Annotated in this window: 17 protein-coding genes; 3 read left to right on the top strand and 14 right to left on the bottom strand. The window is 36.9% G+C overall.

Features of this window, described 5'->3' with window-relative positions; all coding sequences use genetic code 11:
- Positions 1-258 precede the first annotated feature (258 nt).
- The 7 genes from ACTWP4_RS03905 to ACTWP4_RS03875 form a co-directional block, all read right to left on the bottom strand.
- Positions 259-879, bottom strand: a complete 621-nt coding sequence (locus tag ACTWP4_RS03905) for a DUF3298 domain-containing protein (RefSeq protein WP_443127459.1) — start codon at positions 877-879, stop codon at positions 259-261.
- Positions 880-1,340: 461 nt separating this feature from the next.
- Positions 1,341-2,303, bottom strand: coding sequence for a carbohydrate kinase family protein (locus tag ACTWP4_RS03900; protein ID WP_443127458.1), 963 nt, complete (start codon positions 2,301-2,303; stop codon positions 1,341-1,343).
- Positions 2,304-2,305: 2 nt separating this feature from the next.
- Positions 2,306-3,787, bottom strand: coding sequence for a glycoside hydrolase family 32 protein (locus tag ACTWP4_RS03895; protein ID WP_443127457.1), 1,482 nt, complete (start codon positions 3,785-3,787; stop codon positions 2,306-2,308).
- Positions 3,788-3,813: 26 nt separating this feature from the next.
- Positions 3,814-4,656 (bottom strand): carbohydrate ABC transporter permease, encoded by an 843-nt coding sequence (locus tag ACTWP4_RS03890; RefSeq protein WP_443127456.1) that lies wholly within the window; start codon positions 4,654-4,656, stop codon positions 3,814-3,816.
- A complete protein-coding gene (locus tag ACTWP4_RS03885) occupies positions 4,656-5,531 on the bottom strand; it encodes a carbohydrate ABC transporter permease (RefSeq protein WP_443127455.1) in 876 nt (291 codons plus the stop codon). Before ACTWP4_RS03885 ends, ACTWP4_RS03890 begins: the two co-directional genes overlap by 1 nt.
- Positions 5,532-5,590: 59 nt before the next feature.
- Complete coding sequence (locus tag ACTWP4_RS03880) at positions 5,591-6,874, bottom strand: ABC transporter substrate-binding protein (protein WP_443127454.1); 1,284 nt, start codon at positions 6,872-6,874, stop codon at positions 5,591-5,593.
- A 112-nt stretch (positions 6,875-6,986) separates the two neighbouring features.
- Positions 6,987-7,955, bottom strand: coding sequence for a LacI family DNA-binding transcriptional regulator (locus ACTWP4_RS03875; protein WP_443127453.1), 969 nt, complete (start codon positions 7,953-7,955; stop codon positions 6,987-6,989).
- A gap of 368 nt (positions 7,956-8,323) precedes the next feature.
- Here ACTWP4_RS03875 and ACTWP4_RS03870 point away from each other — a divergent pair, with 368 nt between their 5' ends.
- A complete protein-coding gene (locus ACTWP4_RS03870; protein WP_443127452.1) occupies positions 8,324-9,625 on the top strand; it encodes a voltage-gated chloride channel family protein in 1,302 nt (433 codons plus the stop codon).
- A gap of 96 nt (positions 9,626-9,721) precedes the next feature.
- The gene (locus ACTWP4_RS03865; RefSeq protein WP_443127451.1) at positions 9,722-10,333 is read left to right on the top strand and encodes a DUF421 domain-containing protein; all 612 of its coding nucleotides are present in this window, start codon (positions 9,722-9,724) and stop codon (positions 10,331-10,333) included.
- Positions 10,334-10,547: 214 nt separating this feature from the next.
- Here ACTWP4_RS03865 and pckA read toward each other — a convergent pair whose 3' ends face one another.
- The 6 genes from pckA to ACTWP4_RS03835 form a co-directional block, all read right to left on the bottom strand.
- A complete protein-coding gene (gene pckA / locus ACTWP4_RS03860; protein WP_443127450.1) occupies positions 10,548-12,119 on the bottom strand; it encodes a phosphoenolpyruvate carboxykinase (ATP) in 1,572 nt (523 codons plus the stop codon).
- Positions 12,120-12,381: 262 nt separating this feature from the next.
- Positions 12,382-13,875, bottom strand: a complete 1,494-nt coding sequence (locus tag ACTWP4_RS03855; RefSeq protein ID WP_443127449.1) for a tripartite tricarboxylate transporter permease — start codon at positions 13,873-13,875, stop codon at positions 12,382-12,384.
- Between the two features lie 15 nt (positions 13,876-13,890).
- A complete protein-coding gene (locus ACTWP4_RS03850; RefSeq protein ID WP_443127448.1) occupies positions 13,891-14,349 on the bottom strand; it encodes a tripartite tricarboxylate transporter TctB family protein in 459 nt (152 codons plus the stop codon).
- A 108-nt stretch (positions 14,350-14,457) separates the two neighbouring features.
- Positions 14,458-15,504 carry a tripartite tricarboxylate transporter substrate-binding protein gene (locus ACTWP4_RS03845; RefSeq protein ID WP_443127447.1) on the bottom strand — a complete coding sequence of 349 codons (1,047 nt, stop codon included), beginning with the start codon at positions 15,502-15,504 and terminating at the stop codon, positions 14,458-14,460.
- Between the two features lie 367 nt (positions 15,505-15,871).
- Positions 15,872-16,546: a response regulator gene (locus ACTWP4_RS03840; protein ID WP_443127446.1), complete on the bottom strand. Its 675-nt coding sequence runs from the start codon at positions 16,544-16,546 to the stop codon at positions 15,872-15,874.
- The gene (locus tag ACTWP4_RS03835; protein ID WP_443127445.1) at positions 16,546-18,144 is read right to left on the bottom strand and encodes an ATP-binding protein; all 1,599 of its coding nucleotides are present in this window, start codon (positions 18,142-18,144) and stop codon (positions 16,546-16,548) included. Before ACTWP4_RS03835 ends, ACTWP4_RS03840 begins: the two co-directional genes overlap by 1 nt.
- Before the next feature lie 275 nt (positions 18,145-18,419).
- Here ACTWP4_RS03835 and ACTWP4_RS03830 point away from each other — a divergent pair, with 275 nt between their 5' ends.
- Positions 18,420-18,950 (top strand): hypothetical protein, encoded by a 531-nt coding sequence (locus tag ACTWP4_RS03830; RefSeq protein ID WP_443127444.1) that lies wholly within the window; start codon positions 18,420-18,422, stop codon positions 18,948-18,950.
- Positions 18,951-19,094: 144 nt separating this feature from the next.
- Here the strand turns inward: ACTWP4_RS03830 and ACTWP4_RS03825 are convergent, their stop codons facing one another.
- A complete protein-coding gene (locus tag ACTWP4_RS03825; RefSeq protein WP_443127443.1) occupies positions 19,095-20,294 on the bottom strand; it encodes a DUF819 family protein in 1,200 nt (399 codons plus the stop codon).
- Between the last annotated feature and the right edge of the window lie 228 nt (positions 20,295-20,522).

The raw sequence follows: 20,522 nt of genomic DNA, 5'->3' as shown, positions 1-20,522 counted from the left end.
AAAAATCGGTTCCTAAACGTTGTAAGGAACCGATTTTTCTATGCTTTTATTTCCTTAATGTTGTAAATCCACATTTTCCTGACGCTACCCCCATGCCCATCAAGCTAACATTCATGAATGTTAGCTTGATGGGCATGGGGGTGTACCAGTCATATTAATAAATTTCAGAGTAAAGTTAAAGAACAAATAAAGCGTATTTAATGAACCATTCTCAGCTATCGTCTATCTTGACCTATACCTACCCTTATAAAAGGAACATTAATTATTAACAGCCAATCGTCCGAGTGGGCCATTTTCAACGATAATATCCTGGAGATCATATACCGAAATTGGAAACATAGGGAAACCAAAAACATATGGGGTAATTTCATATAGTTGGAAGTAAATAACAAGGGATTTATCCGCAATATAAAAGTCCTGATCAGGCCTAATACCAGTAAATTCGCCCAAAAGTGGGATATCCCGCTGTTTTATTTGTTGATCAACTAAGCTGGAGAGTCTCTCCACATAATTACTTCCTGGCTTAAATAATTCACTCAGCTCACATTTCTCCCCTTTTTCCAGATCAAATGTTAGCGACTTGATATAGGTCATCCCATGTGCCGCCTGGTAGTGATACGTATAATTGGAAAGTGATAAACTCAGTACTTGACGCTGGTTGTTTTTTATTTCATATAATCCAATCATTTCTTCCACTGCTGTTGGCATATTTCCAATTTGTTCGTTTATCAGCTGTTGGGTTTGATCAATAATCGCATGATTAATCAACCCTTCCAATTCCTGATTTTGCAACGCTGCCACTTGGGGGTAAAAAACGGTTTTATTGTAACCGTCACTGATTTTGTGCGTTTCTATATGGACTGGAAATGTGTAAGGCATCATCACCCACCCTCTCCTGTTTTTACTCATTGTATTCTTTCAGGAAGGAATGTGTGTAAATGCCTAAAGGAAGACATCACTCCCCTACCTGTTATTTGATAAAACAGCTTCCTTTTTACTGTAACAGGAGATGGTGTGAAAAATTTTCTAATAGACGCTGGTAAAAATAACGAAATAAGCCGTACATCTCTTCATTGGCTCTTTTTTGTAGGTCCAATAAAATATAAAGGAGAAGGTTCCTTTTCCACAATCCTGCGTTGTTGTTTTTGCTCAATAGATTCAATAAGAAGTAATGTGGCTAATAATGTCCGTCACCGCCCGTAAATTGTAATAATTTGTCGATTCTATTTTATTGTTAGCTCTTAGGTAAGTACCAATAAAACATAAAAGCCAGGAACTACAACAGACAATAGTCTAATGTAGTCCCTGGTCCTATGAATCAAGTACTGAATTATTATCTCTTACTTTCCAGAAACAAAGTTTACCACTTCCTTCGTCGTTGGCAAAGCACTTATCGCACCATTTTTCGTGGTGACCATTGCTGCTACAGCGTTAGCAAAGGTCACCATAGAAACTAATTCATCTGGAGTTAAGTCTGTAAGTTTTTTATCCATTAATGAAAATTGATATAAGAAGGCGCCGATAAAAGAATCTCCTGCTCCCGTTGTATCAATGGACTGAACAACAAATCCTGGTACACTTATTTTCTTTTTACCTATAAAAAACGTCACACCCTCTTTGCCTTTTGTTAGAATTAATAACTTAATAGATTGAGACAATAGATGGTTAATTCCTTCTTCTTCTGTGTCTTCTCCTGTAATAAATCTCAGCTCATCATCACTTACTTTCAAAATATCCGCATAAGGAATAAATTCTTGAATCGTTTGAGAATATAATACCTGATCATCCCAAAGGTTTTGTCTTACATTAGGATCAAAAACTATTAATCCGGCTTCTTCCTTTACCTTTTTGATTGCTTCGATATGCGCATATTTCACTTCACTTTCAATCAAACTAACAGAGCAAAAATGTAAGATAGCATTGTCCGTAAAGGTAATCGTTTTTATATACTCCCTTTCTAAAAGCATATCAGCACTAGGTTTCCGGTAAAAAGCAAATTCCCGTTCGCCACCCTGTTTTAACGCAACAAATGCTAATGCCGTGTTGGCTTTATTCGTGTGTAACATGTGGGTAATATCTACTCTATTCTCAGCTAATACTTGTTTTAAGTAGAAGCCAAACATATCTTCACCAACTTGACCAATAAAAGCACTCTTTCCTCCCAGTTTTGCAATGGTGGCTGCAACATTAGCAGGTGCGCCTCCAGGTACTTTTTTAAAACTTTCGACCTCACTCATAGAAACGTCTACTTCGTGAGGAATAAAATCGATGAGAGCCTCTCCAATTGTATATACTTTTTTCATCATTAAACCTCTATATCCCATTTTTCTAGACGATCAACCTCTATTTCACCTTCAGCACTGATTTTTATATTATCCGCCTTCTTTGTTGGATAAATAGTAGACGTTAACGTGTATTTCCCATGATTTGCAAATACCTCTATCGATGACCGGTCAAGAAAAATCTCTAATTCAATTTTATTATTTTCCGGCTTACAGTAAACGGAGCGTTTATACACATGCTCCTCTTCATTACCCACAATCTCGATTCCACTATTTATCCGATTTAGTTCTAGAAAGCTAGTTTCACAATCATAGCTTAATAACGTTTTCTCAACCTGATTGGAACGAACTTCTAGGTCAAATTTTTTCCCAGCTTTTACATCTAATACTAATTCAATAGCACTAACTTCAGCTGATAATTCCTCAATCGCTTTTGATTCATCTGATAATTTAATAGTCTGGTAACTTTGTCTATTGGTATAGTAATTTTTAATTTCTGCAACAGGTCTTTGATAGACATGATTGTTTTTTATAAAAAGTTCCCTTGGTAATGTCATCGAACCAGCCCAACCATGTTGTTCCGTCTCCGTTGGAATGTTTCTTCCCCACATTTGCATCCATGAAATCATGATTCTTCTATTTTTGTCATCTTCAATTGTTTGTGGAGCATAGAAATCTAGACCATAATCTAACTCTTCAACCGTTTCTTTATGAAAAATTCCTTGTTCCCAATCCATTTCTCCAACAATAGCGAGAACGGAATGCGTATTTAGGAAATTGTTATCTTTTTTGGGTAATCCATCGACTGAGAGCAGCAGAACATCCTTACCGTCTAATTCGAATATATCAGGGCACTCCCACATCGGCCCTTCCTCTATTTCCCCATTTAACATGACAGAAACAAACTCCCAATCAAGTAAATCCTTCGATTTATATAGTAGAATTTGTCCTCCACCATCTTCTTTTTTGGAAGCAATTAAGGAATAATAGAAATCACCCTTCTTCACTACTTTCGGGTCTCTAAAGTCCTGTGGTTTTGCATTTTCCGGCAAATCAGCTTCCGTTATAACTGGATTTTGTTCCACTTTCTCAAAAATAACGCCATCTGAGGAAACAGCTATACATTGCACTTGTCTAATATCTTCTTCTGTCTCACCCTCAATATGCCCAGTATACATCAGATAGAGTTTTCCATCTTTTTCGATAGCTGTTCCAGAAAAACAACCATCTTTGTCATAGGATTGATCTGGGGCTAATGCGACTGGAGCGGTTTCCCAGTTTACTAAATCTTTACTTTTTGAATGACCCCAATGCATTGACCCCCATACCGCTTCATACGGGTAATATTGATAAAATAAATGATATTCACCTTTATAGTATATAAATCCGTTTGGATCATTAATCCATCCAATCGCTGCCATTGCATGATAGTCATTTCTATAGTCAGCTATGACACGCTTCCTATTTTCCTCAATATACGCATTTGCTTTTTTTACTGTGTACATTATTATCCCCCCTGTAAAAGTTCTCTCTATTTAATTCCCGTGCCAGTTCCGCCAAGTCCCTGAAGTATATACTTCTGAGCCAATATATAGACGATAATGAGTGGTATCGTTGAAATCGTAAGGATTGCCATTACCTGATTGGTATAAACAGGCTGGGTTGTATTAATATTTGTAATAGCTACTTGGAGAGGAAACTTATCTGTATCTGTTAATACCATTAATGGCCATAGGTAATCATTCCAACTAGCGATAAAGGATAGTGTTCCGACAGTAGCAACAGCAGGTTTAGACATTGGTAATATAATCTTCCAAAAAACAATCCAATTGTTTGCCCCATCTAATTTGACCGATTCTATAATTTCATCTGGTACCGCCTTAAAAAAATTCCTAAACAAGTAAATGAAAAACATGTTTCCAATCATCGGTAAAACAACTGCTAATCGTGTATTAAGAATGCCTAACGTGTGTGCCACCGTAAACTGGGTAATGATAATTGTTTCCACTGGTACAATTAACAAAACTAGTAATATACCGAATAACAACTTCTTCCCTCTAAATTCAAATTTTGCAAAAGCAAACCCTGCCATCGCATTAACCATAATAGAACCCACGGTAATTGTTACCGCATAGATAATACTATTGATTACATATTGAGGAACATTAAATCTTGAAAATAATTCTTTATATGTTAGAAACCATTGAGAAACATCAAGTGAAGGAAGTAAGGATTGTATGCCACCCATATCAAGATAAATCTCTGCTTCAGGCTTCATGGAGGAAACTACCATCCACAACATAGGAAAGATAAATATACAAGCTAACAAAATCAGGAAAAAATATTCGATTGATTTTTTAAGCTTCTTGTTCATTACATGTCATCCTCCTTTGTTAACCTGCTTTGTAGCAATGTTATGATTCCAATTATAATTCCAAAGATAACCGTCATCGCACTCGCGTATCCAATCATTCGATCGGAGAATCCCGACTGGTAAATATAATAGACAGGTGTCATGGTAGAATTCATAGGTCCACCTTGTGTCATAACCATCGGCTGGATGATTAATTTAAATGCTGAGATTAATGTCGTAATCATAATTAAAACAGAAGTGGGCTTTAACAAAGGCAACGTAATATGAATAAAGTTCTGCCATTTGTTAACCCCATCAATTTTACCGGCTTCATACACTGTAGATGGGATATTTTGAAGCCCCGCTAAAAAAATTAACATCTGATAGCCTGCACCCTGCCATGCGGAAACAAACACAATTGTTATCATCGCTTGCTTTGGACTGCTTAAGAATGGCTGAGCTTCCATTCCGATTTTTGTTAATAAGCTATTAATCAAACCTTCTGATGGATTTAATAGATATAACCATAGGACAGATATAACAACTAATGACAAAACTACCGGAGAAAAGTAGGCAACCTTGAAAAATATATTTCCTTTTCTAGGTTTATTAATTAATAATGCTAACCCTAAAGCTGCACCTACTTGTATTGGAATGACGAAAACCACAAATAAGACGATATTTTTTAAACTTTGAATAAAAATTGGGTCTTTAAAGATTTCAATGAAATTTTGCAATCCAATAAATTTGCGCTGATCTGGTGTTAATAAATAATAATCCGTAAAAGCATAATAAATGGCCATCAAGGCAGGTATAACTAGAAAGGTTCCTAATAATATTAGAGCAGGTGATAGAAACGAATATGCTGCTAAATTCTCCCTTTTATTAGTATTCATCAGTCAAAACTCCTTTTAAAGATTCCGACTTGGATAAAACCAAGTCGGAGTAACCTATCTTATTTCAACGCTTTTTCCATTTGAGCAGTCTTTTCATCTAGCAATTTTTGTACATCACTATTTTCTTCATAGTAAGCGACATCGCTGACCGTCTGTTGGAAAACTCTGCTTACCTGCGGATAATTAGGTAAAACTGGTCTAGCATGCGCCGACTTTTGGTTCTGCTGAATTAAAACATTCATTTGAGGTGAAACTTTATCTTGTACCTCTTCAACAACTGAATGAGCTGCCGGAAGTACACTATTCGCTAGAGTAATCTCTGTTAATGATTCTGTGGATGTCATAAAATCAATCAATGCACCAGCAGCTTCCTGTTTTTCAGTTGAAGCAGCCATCGCATATTGCCAGCTACCAGATGGAGAAACTAATTCATTTGTATCCGGAGATGTCGGGTATGGCATAACACCATATTCCACATCTGGATAGTCCTCCATTTCAGCAATTGTCCACGATCCACCGAACTTCATTGGATACTCACCAGTATGAAATCCTTTTTCAACTGGAGTAATTGTTGTGTATCCTTTTTTGACCATTTTCTGAATAAAACTAAATGTTTTGACTGAGTTTTCATCATTAAAATGACTTTCCGCTGTCGATCCATCTTCAGACACTAAATTTCCACCTTGCGACCATAAAAATGGTGAGAAGGCATACATTAACCATTCACTTTTATCATCAAAGCCCATATCAATTGCAGCAGTATCGTAAGTATTAACTAACGTTTCACAAAGCTCCATAAATTGATTCCAATCCCAAGGTTCTTCAACTGTTGGTAACGTAGATAAATCAATTCCTGCTTCTTTGAGCATTTGTTTATTATAGAAGATTCCAACACCAGATTCTGAATACCCAACCGCATATAATTGATCGTCATAGGTACCTTGTTGAATAATACTTGGTAATAAGTCATCTTTATTTGTTATATAATCACCGATTGGTGCAATCATTCCAGCTTCTGCATATGCCGCTGTATTAGGTCCATCCAAAGTTAAAACATCTGGTAATGTATCTGTTGTTAAAGCGGCATTAATTTTATCTTCGTATCCGCCTCCAGCTCCACTCCGTGGAATAAACTCAATCTTAGCGGAGTATGTTCCTTTATACTCTTCATTAAATCGATCAATAGTACTCTGCATTGCTTCCCCTTCAGGAGTTTCATCTGAAGTGTGAACCCAAAGAGATACTTCATTATCACTAGCACTGGATGATTCATTTCCTCCACCACAAGCTGTAACAATAATTGCCATCAAAACTAAAATAGTTAATAATATTACCTTTTTCATTTCTAATAACCTCCTCGTATTAATATGTAACCGCCTACAACGGAATTATATGTCATCCGGTTTCATATGTCAACCGGATGACATATAATTAAAAAAATAGACCACCTCACTGCTAGGTTGTCTCGCCTTCTATCAATCTAACAGGTAAGATGGTTTCCATCTCACTATGATCCCCTTCTTCATTTATTTCTTTAATTAAAATATCAATCGTTTTTTCAGCAATCTCTCTTAACGGTTGTTGAATCGTACTTAACTCAGGTAGTAGTAATCTAGTTGTCTCTGTCCCGTCATAGCCAATAACTTTAAAATCAGAGGGTATGTTTCTTTTTCTCATTTTAGCCTCTCTTATGACCGCTGAGGCAATTAGATCATCACTGGCAAAAATACTATCTACTAGGGGATTCTCATCGAATAATTGTTTTATGACTGCTTGATTATCTCCGTCTGTTTCATAGGTAATAGGGGTCAATTGATTCTCCCTCATAACATCCTCATATGCTTTTCTTCTTAAATTGGCTGGTGTCTCTAAATAAATCGGACCATTAATATGAATGATGTTTCGACAGCCTTTGTTAATTAATAACTGGGTGGCTTGCCTTCCACCATCATAATTGTCACTTGAAACAACAGGAATATTTTCCGACAAATAACGGTCAACTCCAACAACTGGCAGAGTTGGTATATCATATTCCTTTACGCCTCGATTATGAGCTCCAGCTATGATTCCATCCACTTGATTTCTTTGAAGCATCCTCAAATAACTTCTCTCTTTATCTTCTTGCCCTTGACTATTACACAACAAAATCTTATATCCTAAAGACGCCGCAATATTTTCTATATGAAAAATAAGTTGTCCATAAAATGGATTCGTTGTAGTAGGAAAAATAACCCCAATTAAGAATGTTTTCTTTATAAACAACGACCTTGCAACATCATTAGGAAAATAATTAAGTTGTTTCATCGCCTCATCAACTTTTTTTCTAGTCTCTTCTCCTATATATCCTCGATTATTCAAAACTCTAGAAACAGTTGTTGGTGAAACACCAGCAACTTTAGCAACATCTGAAATTTTCGGCTTCACATTAAATTTCTCCTATCGGCAATTTTTCAAAATATTTAGCGGTTACATTTAGCTGAGTCGGTGATAATCTTACCATATTTTCAATTAAAAGTGGTAACCATAAGAAAAGATAGAAAAGGTGGCTTAGTTCAATTTTGCTTCTAACAAATGGGCCAAGTACATGTATATAGAGACATGTGTCCACGTACGGTACTCTTATCCGTATTTAATCGAAAATATTCCTATTTTTCAAAGTGTGGTCTTTAACAATCTCTAGATAGTTAAAAAATAGCGGATAAATAATAAAGAACACATTCCTAATAATTTTAATACGACAGGAAACAATAGAGTGAAATCTCCCAAGAGAAAGAAAGGAGGCAAGTGGGTGAATGCTGTTAAAGTATAAGAACTTTTTTTCCATTCTGGTTCTATGGATTATTTTTGGAAGCATAATTGGTATAGTTGTAGGCTCGACAACCACTTTCCTTTTAGAGACAAACGATTATCTAGGTGATGAGATACGATTAAAAAGAGATTGGCTTATTTTCCTTCTTCCCTTTGGAGGAATAATCATAGGATACATATATATGAACTACGGAAAGGTATTTCTGAATAATACGTTGAATGACACTGCTAAACTAAATAATCTGGTAATAGACTCCGTGCATGGAAAAAAAGAGGTGCCGCTGAGAATGGGGCCAATTGTCTATTGCGCGACTTTTATTACCGTCCTTTTTGGGGGTTCTACGGGTAGGGAAGGTGCAGCTGTCCAAATGGGAGGGAGTGTAGCTGCAGCGGTCAACAAATACTTTAAGATAATCAAATTAGATAAGAAAATTTTTATGATGAGCGGTATAAGTGCTGGTTTTGGTGCTGCCTTTGGAGCGCCCATCACTGGGGCTGTTTTTGGCATGGAGATGGCTACTTTAGGAAAATTTAAATTGGAAGCATTTGTTCCTTGTCTTACCGCAAGCTTTGTTGGCCATTATATAACTACAGCAGCCTGGGGACATAAACATGAAGAATTTATCATACAAACGGTACCGGAAATATCTATTACTACCTTTATAGTAGTTATTCTTCTATCAGTTATTTTTAGCCTAATAAGTGTTTTATACTGTCAGCTGAGACATGGGATAGAAAAAATCTCTGAGAAACTTTTCAAAAAAAACCATATGAAAAGAGCTTTTTTTGGAGGAATTGTCATTGTAGCATTAACATTGATTGTTGGTTCACAAGACTATAACGGCCGGGGATTACAGATGTTGGAACAAACTTTTACAGAAGACGTTCCGCCATTTGCTTTTCTAGCCAAGCTGGCATTTACTGCGATAACCCTAGGCAGCGGCTTTGTTGGTGGGGAAGCTATCCCTTTATTTTTTATCGGGGCAACATTAGGTAATGCCTTACACACGTTCATTGATTTACCTATGTCATTTCTCGCTGCATTAGGCTTAATTGCTGTTTTTTGTGGAGGGGCTAATACACCTATAGCAGCTTTCCTGCTGGCAATGGAGATGTTTGATGGAAAAGGGTTAGAGTACTTTTTTGTTGCTTGTTTAGTCAGCTATCTATTCTCAGGACACCATGGACTATGGCCTTCTCAAAAAATATATGAGCCGAAGAGCAGGTTATATAATACTCCTCGCGCAGAAACTATTGAAAATGTTGAAAAAAAGAAGAAACTTTAATGGTTATCACTTGAAGGATAAAGTAATGGATATCATCCACAATAAACAATAGATCGTACATATATTTTTAGCAAATTTTGAAAAGAGGGGATATTGATGGATTTACATTTCATATGGAAGGCTATTGTCGTCGTTTTAGGAGGTGTCCTAATTTTGCGGTTGGCTGGAAGAAAATCAATCTCACAACTTACGGTTGCTCAGACTGTCATGATGATAGCTGTTGGTTCATTGATTATTCAACCTGTTGGCGACAGGAATATTTGGATTACAATGGTGATAACCTTTTTAATGGTAAGTACTCTTCTCTTTATTGAGTATATCGTTTTGAAATCGGATACGCTTGAGACTTTTATTTATGGTAAATCACTTATAGTAGTCGAAGACGGCCAAATTAATGAAGGCAATTTAAAGAAGCTACGATTAACGGTTGATATGCTCGAAGTACGTCTGAGACAACAAAACATTCAGCATTTTTCTGATCTAAAATGGGCTACGATAGAACCGAACGGTCAGTTAGGTTATATGTTAAAGTCTAGTAAACAATACGCTACAAAAGAGGATATTGAGATGCTCAAATCGCTGATCGAATCAAATCAATCTAATCCTCCAAATGAAGGTCCAAAAAATAAAACAAGTGTGTCAGATAATATATTTACTGAGGTTAAAAATAGAAAGCATAAAGAAAAACCTAAAGACAATTTGGATTAACAGTAAATAAAAGGTTCCAACTAAGCATGATGATTTATATTCTTGAGCAAGGTACATTCTTTAGGCTAATTGCCAAATATTTTTTCTAGCGACAAGCTGGAATCAACTAAAACAAAAAGAAAGGAGCTCAAACCTCTGTGCTCCTTTCTTTTGAAATCATTATTTCGTTTTTAGTTTTTCATTTTTTTGCTTATGAAATCCATTCACTATTTGATTAAATTTGCGGTCCTGCTTGTTTTATTTCTGGTACTACATTAGAAAAGCGTTCGAAATTGGAAATAAACCTTTCTGCTAACTCTTGTGCTTTTATATCATAAGCGTTTTTGTTTTCCCATGTATGACGAGGGTTTAATATTTCTGTCGGCACCCCTGCTATCGTTTCTGGAATAAATAAACCGAAATGAGAATCTTGATTGTAATTAACTTTTTCCAAATCACCATTAATTGCTGCCCGAACCATGGTACGAGTGTAAGTTAATTTTATTCTTTCACCGACTCCATATGCACCGCCGGACCACCCAGTATTTACAAGGTAAACACGTACATCATGGTCATCAATTTTTTTACCAAGTAACTCAGCATAAACATTAGGGTCAAGCGGTAGGAACGGTTCACCAAAACAGGTGGAAAAAGTAGCTTCAGGTTCCGTAATGCCCCTCTCCGTACCAGCAAGTTTCGATGTATATCCGCTCAAGAAATGATACATAGCCTGTTCTTTCTTCAACTTTGAAATTGGCGGAAGTACACCGAATGCATCCGCTGTAAGAAAAATAATCACTTTCGGATGACCAGCAACACTCGGGCTAACCGCTCCAGGGATGTTTTCAATCGAATAAGCAGCACGGGTGTTTTCCGTATATGTGTTAGCATCAAAATCTAACAATCTAGTTTCAGGATCAATCACTACGTTTTCTAAAACAGAACCATATTTAATTGCCCTCCATATTTGTGGTTCTTGTTCCTGAGATAGACCGATACATTTAGCATAACAGCCCCCTTCAAAATTAAAGACACCGGAATCGGACCAGCCATGCTCATCATCACCGATAAGCTGACGATTTGGATCTGCTGACAGTGTTGTTTTTCCTGTTCCTGATAAGCCGAAAAACAAAGCCACATCATCAGGACTGTCACCCATATTAGCAGAACAATGCATTGGCAATATGCCTTCAAATGGCAACAAAAAATTAAGCACACTGAATACAGATTTTTTCATTTCACCTGCGTAGGCAGTACCGCCAATGAGTACGATTCTTCTTTCAAATGAAATAGATATGAATGTTTCGGAATGAAGTTCATCCTTCATTGGATCGGCTTTTAACCCAGGAAGACAAATTATTGTAAAGTCAGATTCCTTTTTTCCTGAATCATGTTGAATGAATAATTGCTTCATGAATAGATTATGCCAGGCTAATTCATTGATTACCCTAATGGAGATCTGGTGGTTTGTGTCAGCACCGGCTGCTCCTTCAAACATAAACAGCTCTCGATCAGACATATAGGCTAACGCTTTTTTGTAGAGTGCATCAAATGTTTGCTCAGAAATCAGTTGGTTGATTTCCCCCCATTTCACCCGTTCTTTTGTAACGGAATCTTTCACAATATATTTATCCTTTGGTGACCTACCTGTAAACTCCCCTGTATAGGCATGAAGCGCCCCTTTCTCTGTTAATATTGCTTCCTTTTGCGTAATGGCCTTTTCGACTAGCTCTGATACAGATAAGTTATTGTATACCTTTTTAGAATAAAGTGCATCCATCTCATTAAGCGTCTTCATATTTCTCATTCCTTTCGTTCTCTTGTTCTATGCCATCCGGGCTCCACATAGATAAAGAGTGGTTACTTTTGAAGAAGGGAACGTTTCTATAACACTTTCACAATATACAGACAACAACACCCCTATTAGGAAGACTTTAGTAATTTCTCATTTTCAATCATCCAGCTACTCGACAGGAGTAAGCCCATTCGTTATCATACCGCTAAAACTTTATCTGATCTTCCCATCACTGCACGAACAATAGCCATAACTTTCTCATATACAATTACCTTTAACTAGCTTTTTTCTTAGACCAGATACCTTTGGCAATTGGGAAGGCAAATGAAAGCACAGATAAAATAATTAAAACGAGTGAAATATTGTTTTCAAACATAATAGAAATACTTCCATTGGAAATCGTCATCGATTGTCTAAATGATTGTTCCATCATACCACCTAGGATAAACGCTAAAATAAAAGGTGGAGCTGGGAATGCAAACATTCGCATCAAGAAACCGATGACACCAAATGCCAATAATAAATACAAGTCAAAAACACTGAAACTAATCGCATATACCCCAATTAAACTAAACATTAAGACTAACGAAATTAAAAGTGGTCTAGGAATGGTTAAAATTCTCGCGATATAAGGAATTAACGGTAAATTTAAGACCAATAGAAAAATGTTACCGATATACATACTAGCAATAATACCCCAGAAAACTTCAGGGTGATCTCCCATTAACATTGGTCCTGGTTGTAACCCTAATACTAAGAATGCACCTAGCATAACGGCTGTCGTACCTGAACCTGGAATACCCAGACTTAATAACGGTACAAACGCACCACTAGTCGCAGCATTGTTAGACGCTTCTGGAGCAGCTAGCCCTTTAACCGATCCTTTTCCAAACTCCTCTGGCTTCTTAGCAATTCGCTTCTCAGCAATATAACTAATAAACGATGCAATAGTTGCACCGGCACCTGGTAAAACACCTAAGAGAAATCCAAGTAAAGATTGACGGCCCACCGGACCACTCATTTCCTTCGCATCCTCTTTAGATATTTTTAAACTGCCAATTTCTTTTCCAGAACCTGCTGAAGATTTATGACGATTCATAACTAAATAACAAACTTCTGCAATGGCAAATAACCCTAGAGCAATGACTAGAAAATCAATACCATCTAATAAATTCATGCTACCAAATGTGAATCGACCTGTTCCTGTTTGAGGATCAATTCCAATTGTTGCAATCATGAAACCAACAACTGCTGAAATCAGTGCTTTAATCGTTGAACCTTCTGATAAACTAGCAATGGCAGTAAGACCTAGTAACATTAAAGCGAAATAGGCAGGTGGTCCAAACGATATCGCCACACTTGCTAACATCGGTGCAAAAATCATCAATAATACAACACTAATGGTTCCACCGGCAAATGAGGAGATAGCCGCAATCGATAGTGCTTTCCCTGCTTTACCCTGCTGCGCCATCGGGTATCCATCAAATGATGATGCAACAGTCCCTGAAATGCCTGGCGCATTCAATAATATAGAGGATGTTGAACCACCAAATACCGCACCATAATAAACTCCTGCCATCATAACAAGCGCTAAAGTCGGATTCATTCCGTACGTTATCGGAATCATTATCGCAATCGCACTAATAGGACCAAGTCCAGGTAGCATTCCTATAAATGTACCTACAAACACACCTAATAATACGAATAGAATACCTTCCCAACTAAAGGCCACTTCAAAACCTGTTAAAATTCCTTCAATAGCTCCCATGCTTCCCCTCCTCTCTTAAAACGGTAGTATTCCCTGTGGTAGTTTAATTTGAAGCATAAAAACAAAAATACTATATAGAGCTACCGGAAACACAATTGATACGATTGCATTCACAATATGGTTTTTATAACCTAAAAACCATGAACAAAAATAAACGAACAAAACGGTCATAATGATAAAACCAAGTGTTTCAAATAATATAATGTAGATTAAGAGTAATGCACCTACACCCAATAAGGCTTTAACATCTGTTTTAGGAATTCGACGCTTGGCCTTTTGCTCTTCTGAATCACTATCTTTAGAAAAAATTAGAGCAATCGATAATACTAATAAAACCCATCCCAATGTCTTTGGAACGGCATCAGCATCTATTGGAATATAAGGATAGGTTGGCAATTGATAACTCATATATAAATAACCTATTGATAATAGAGCTAAGATTAAGCCAATTTTACGATTAACCCCTTGTAACATTGGAATTCACCCCTTCCTAGTCAAAACCCGCTCGGAATTATTTTGATTTAACAACTCGCTTAAAGTATCAGAAGTCAACAAGCATCCTGTTGACTTCCATTAAAGACATTATTTTAATAAACCTAATTCTTCAAGAATACTTTGTAGATTCTCTTTTTCTTCATCTAAGAATTGTTTGTATTCTTCACTGCCCATGTACATTTCGTTCCAACCATAATTAGAACGAACATCAGCGAACGCTTCAGAATCACTTAACTCTTTAAATTTATTCTCGTAATATTTAACAGCTGCCGGGTCCATATCTTTTGGACCAAAGAAGCCTCTCCAGTTTACGAATGTTTCATCGATTCCTTGCTCTTTAGCCGTTGGGAATGTTGAAAGTACTTCACCGTCTAAACGTTCTTCAGATGTTACGGCAAGAACTTTAAGTTTATCCGCGCGAACTTGCTCAGCAACTTCAGCTACACCTGTTGAGAATACATCAGCACTTCCGTTTAATACTTGAGTGACACCGCCAGCATCTGGAGCAGAAACATATTTAATTTTTGTAATATCTACACCTGCTGCTTTAGCGAAGCGCACGAACTGAATGTGGTCCATACTGCCAGGAGCAGATGTACCAACAATTGTTACACTTTGCGGATCTTCTTTCATATCCTCAAATAGTTCATTTAAATTATCCCATTTTGCATCTTTAGCAACTGCAAAAGCACCGTAGTCAGCAATCACGTTTGCAATTGGAGTAAAATCTTCATGTCCATATTCAGACTGGCCATTTAATGGTACTAATAAAATTGGTGAAGATGATACGAATAAGTTGTGGTTACTACCTTCTTGTTCAGCCATGTAAGCCCAGCCGATAGCACCTCCGGCTCCTTCTTTGTTAACAACACCCATGTCTTGATCGATCATACTTTCTTCAGTTAGAACTTGTGCTGACATACGAGCCGTTGTATCCCAACCGCCACCAGCACCTGCTGGAGCAACAATTTCGATAGACTCTGAAGGTGTCCATTCACCATTGTCTTCACCTGAGTTTTCTTTAGTATCTTCGTCGTTTGCATTGCCATCATTTGATGACGTGTCTTCACTGCCACATGCGGCTAAGAACGTTAACATTAATACAAATATTAATAATGCTAATAATTTCTTCATGATAAACCCCCTAATAAATTTTAATTTTGATAGGGAAAACCCGACTTAACGAAAAAGAGCAATGCTAAGTCGAGGTATCCCCCCTCATGTTACAAAGTGTTGATTACTATGATAATTGTTAATTTTCTAAATGTAACCGTTTCCAAAACAACTCACATTAAAAACCTTAAATGTTTTTTGTTCATTTTGTTCACGAGATGAATATGTAATGATCAACTAATAAGGGGTCACGGTCTACTCATTGCCCAGAATAACCTGGGATTCATTAAGGTGAGATACAACGGAAATCTGCCAACCCTATCTGGTCAACAGTAAGTAAGTTTGGTCGGCAATTTTTTCAAAAAAAAAAAGAACCATATAAATGGTCCTAGCTCTGATAATATTTCCGTTCGGGTCTGCCAACAATTCCGTATTCTAATTCCGCTTGGCACTCACCCTCTGAGATTAAATATTCTAGATACCTTCTAGCTGTTGTTCGAGATGCCCCCATTTGACACCCCATTTCTTCAGCTGTAACACCTTTAGCTTCCTTTAGAATCTCTTTTACTTTTTTCAATGTTAAGGGATCGATTCCTTTAGGAGTATTTTGATCAGGTTCACTTGAGACTGTGCTACTTCGCCCGAAATACGTATCCAGTAACTTTTGGTCAACCTCGTCCTTTTTGTCTATCTCTTCATAAAACTGTTTGAACTTTTTAACCGTATCAACAAAACGTTCCAGAGTAACAGGCTTAATAATATAATCGAATATGCCTTTTTTTAAGGCTTCTCGGACAATTCCTTTATCAGTTCCTGCACTAATCATAATAATCCCGACGTCTGGTTTAATTTCTTTAATTTCCTCAATAATTTTAGTTCCCAATCGGTCAGGCATATAAGTGTCGAGTAAAATCAAATCAACATCCGTACCCTGTAGTTTGTCCAATGTATCGCCAGCTGTCAGTGATTTAAAGACCACTTCACAGTCTTCAATATGTTTAAGAAAACCTTCATGAATAGACGCTACACGATAATCGTCTTCCGTAATCGCTACTTTCAACATTACAAATCGTCACCTTCTTCCACTTGCTTTGGTAAGTAAACAGTGAAAACCGTACCTTCTCCTTCTTCACTTTGTACTTCAATATTTCCACGTAGTTCTTCTACAACTTCTTCCACAATAGATAATCCATAACCTCGGTCATCAGCTCCCTTAGTCGAAAACCCTTTCTCAAAAATTAGACGCTGTAGATCAGCTGGGATGCCATAGCCTTCATCGCTTACTTCAAAAATAATATCATTCCCTATATCTGTCGCAAAGAAATTAACCTTCTTATTACCACCGTCACTTACCGCTTCAATGGCATTATCTAGTAGGTTGCCTAGGATTGTTATCATTTTAGATGTATTGATGTGTTTAGGTAACGGAGATAATGAACTATTTTCATCAATGATTAGTTCTACTTTTTTCTCTGATGCCTTGCCTATTTTCCCTAAAAGAATAGCTTGGACCGTTTGATCCTCAATATATTTGAATAGTGCTTTCGTTTGGTGTTGATGTTGTTCATACTCCTCTTGAATTAAATCAATCGCTTCCTGGTAATTTCCAAGCTGTAATAACCCAGATATAACGTATAGTTTATTTGTATATTCATGTGTTTGAGCACGTAAGTCCTCGGAATAACTTTTCACTTCAGATAGAGCATTTAACATCTGTTGGATTTCAGTTTTATCTCTAAAACTAGCGACCACCCCAACCGCTTCTCCATTTTCATAAATTGGCGTGCGGTTAACGATTACTACCCGATCCCTTAGTATCATCTCATCATCTACATCTGCTTTTCCTTCATGAAGTACTGTAAACATTTTGGTATTTGGTAGAACTTCGTTAATATGTTTAAACTTCACATCTTCAGTCAAACCTAACATTTTTCTAGCTGAATAATTTAAAATCGTAATAATACCCTCAGAATCAATTGCAATAATGCCCTCTTTTACTGAGCGCAATACGGCTTTACGTTCACGATATAAAGACACAATTTCATGAGGTTCTAACCCTAAAATATCATTACGTATACTTCGGGTTAAAAATACTCCTCCGATAATCCCTAAGCCTAAAACACCTAAGCCGGTTATATATAAAACTTTCAGCCGATCATAAATCGTTCCACGAATATCTTCCAGCATAAACCCAACAGAAACAAGACCTATAATCTCACCTTGATCGTTAAAAATAGGTGCCTTACCTCGAAGTGATGGACCTAACGACCCTACGGCTTCAGATTTATAATACTTACCATGTATAAGTGCCTGATCATTATCGCCTCCGACCATTTTTCGACCAATTTTAGACTCTTGTTGATGTGAATAACGAATACTATTCTTGTTACCAACAACGATAAATTCTGCACCAACCTTGGCCCTGATTTTTTCTGTTATCGGCTGGATGACTTCAGATGGCTCATCTAATGCAAACGCGTTAATAATTTCAGGCATTAATGAGATAGATGTTGCAATACCTAAAGCACGCTCTCCCATGGTGTTTTTCGTCTGTTTCCATTCTATATAACCATGAATTCCTGTAATTAAAAAAGTTACAAATAGTAAAAGCGAGATGATTAAGGTTAGAATTTTTGTTTTTAATGAAAATTTTTTAGCCATTTTGTCTTTCCTCCGTGAAAGTGTCTATTACTTATGTACAGAATAACATGAAATGATGATTGCTATTCAATCAAATGTGGAATTAAAAGGTGGCAGGCAGAAAAATTTAAAACAGACATCCGTGAAACTATTGTTATGCAAGAAAATATATGGAAGCATTTGACCTTGCTCAGACATTAACATTTATTCACATACTTTATCGTGAATCAGCTAACACAGAGGAAGATTCCTCATCAATTCCTAAAGATGTGGCAAATGAAGCTTAAGGTGATTCATTGTTTGAATATGAACTATACTTATTAGACTTAGTAACAAACGATGTGGAGAAATTAACAAACTTAGAAAAGTCTATCGTATCCCTTGTATTTTTCCATAGCGAAGACAAAATCGCATTCTTGGAGTATACAAACTGGGCACAAGACCCTGCTGATTATCAACTGATGACGATCGATTTAACATCTCACCAAGTCAATAAAATCGAACTGGACGCACCTGTGTCAGCAGGTAAAAATCAATTAATGCAATTGATAGATCAATCAGTCAATAGCTTCACATTAGCGATTTTGTATATATTACTAGTAGGATTATTAAGTGTGTTTTGTCACTATTATTATCCTAAAAAAACCTACTTACCTTCCATCGTTAGCTTTGCTATTGCTGTCTTAACATTTTTGGGTAGTATTTTGGCAGCTACAACGATGAATCCATGGTACGGAATTGGAATCGGCATGTTAGCTACAGGAATATTTGTCTGTTCTGTTGTTGTTGTCTTGTTCGTATTTATCTTCAAACGTATTGTAAGGTGAAAAATAGATTTGTACTGGGTTTAAGAACACCTTTTGACAAAATAAACAAAGCCCCAAATCAGCTGTTACGGCTGTTTGGGGCTTTTCTATTGTGTGTTATGGCCAACTTCTGCCAAACGGTTTCCGATCATTCGGTCAACTAGCCTATCCTCCTACAATCATCCGTGCTAGTTGCCCACACAGTAAAGCTGCATAGGTTCCGACAATGTTACCTAAAATACCCATCAATAGTCCAACAGGCGCTAATGCCGGCTGGAATACCGATGCAACAATCGGAGCCGAACTTGTCCCACCTATATTACCTTGGGATCCCACCGCCACGAAAAACAACGGTGCTTTTAGTAATCTGGCAGCAATAAAGATACAAATAATATGAATGGCTAACCAAACAGCTCCCATTAGGATAAACTGAGGTGCCTGCACAACGTCTGCTAAATTCGCTTGTGCACCAATACCAGTTAAAAATAAGTATATGCCTAGATAACCTATTTTACTAGCACCATAGTATTCTAGGTTTCTTACTTTTGTAAAGGAAAGAGCAATTCCAACAGCGGTAATTAGAATAAACGTCCAAGTGGAAGTATTCATCACATCACTTTTCGGAATAAAATTCATATCTGCGAAGACACGAATAATATAAGAGCCTGCCACTCCAATTCCTAAAATTCCGAATAGCTGTGGAAGTTGTAACGGTTTAGCATTTTGTTCTATATCTGTTGCAATATCTGCATTAACCTGCTTAATAGTAGAATTATCAGCACCATTCCAGCTATTAAACTTATCTTGGAAATTGGCTAATGCGATCATGACGCCCATCCAGCTAATTCCGACTAATGTATCTGTCAAAATAATCGGACTTAATATATCATCAGGTGTATGAAATGCTTCAATCATGGCACCCATATTGGCTGATCCACCAATCCAGCTTCCAGCAAGCGCACCAACTCCACGCCAAGCTTCCTCGGGCAACATCCCTTGGAAGAGGGCAAATGCAATCGGTCCACCAATAACAACACCGAATGTCCCTGCCAAAAATAGTACAACAGCTTTCCCGCCAAGTTTAAATGTTGCTGGAACGTTCGTACTTATCATTAGTAATAACAAACCTGCCGGAAGGATATACGTACTGAGAAAACTATATAAATCCGAACTCTGCGGAATAATACCAAATGTCGTAGAAAGCATTGGTAAAAAGTACATCCAGATTAAAGGTGGAGCATATCGAAAAAATGTACGTAGAAATTTATTATCAATAGTAGATAACATAAATACAATCCCGACAATTGCGCTTAAATAAGCGAAAATCGCCATAGGATCTTGAATTAACACCATATCCTTACTCATGATGATAAACACTCCTTGTTGTTTTTTTGAAAATTTTCAGATAATTGGATAGTAAACACTTGAAGAATTTTATCACTTTTCAGCAAAAATTCAAACGAAAAATATTGTAAAGTCTACCGTTCAACGCCAAAGCATTAAAATAGGTATCTCTCTATACAGATTCCATCTACAAGCAATGGCTGCCTAATCATTCAACAAATGGAGTATTTCGATCATTACTCTCTTATA

The organism is Gracilibacillus sp. D59, from assembly GCF_052246695.1.
GTDB lineage: Bacteria > Bacillota > Bacilli > Bacillales > Amphibacillaceae > Gracilibacillus.
The sequence above is the reverse complement of the archived record's forward strand: the minus strand, read 5'-3'. Positions and strand labels throughout refer to the sequence as shown.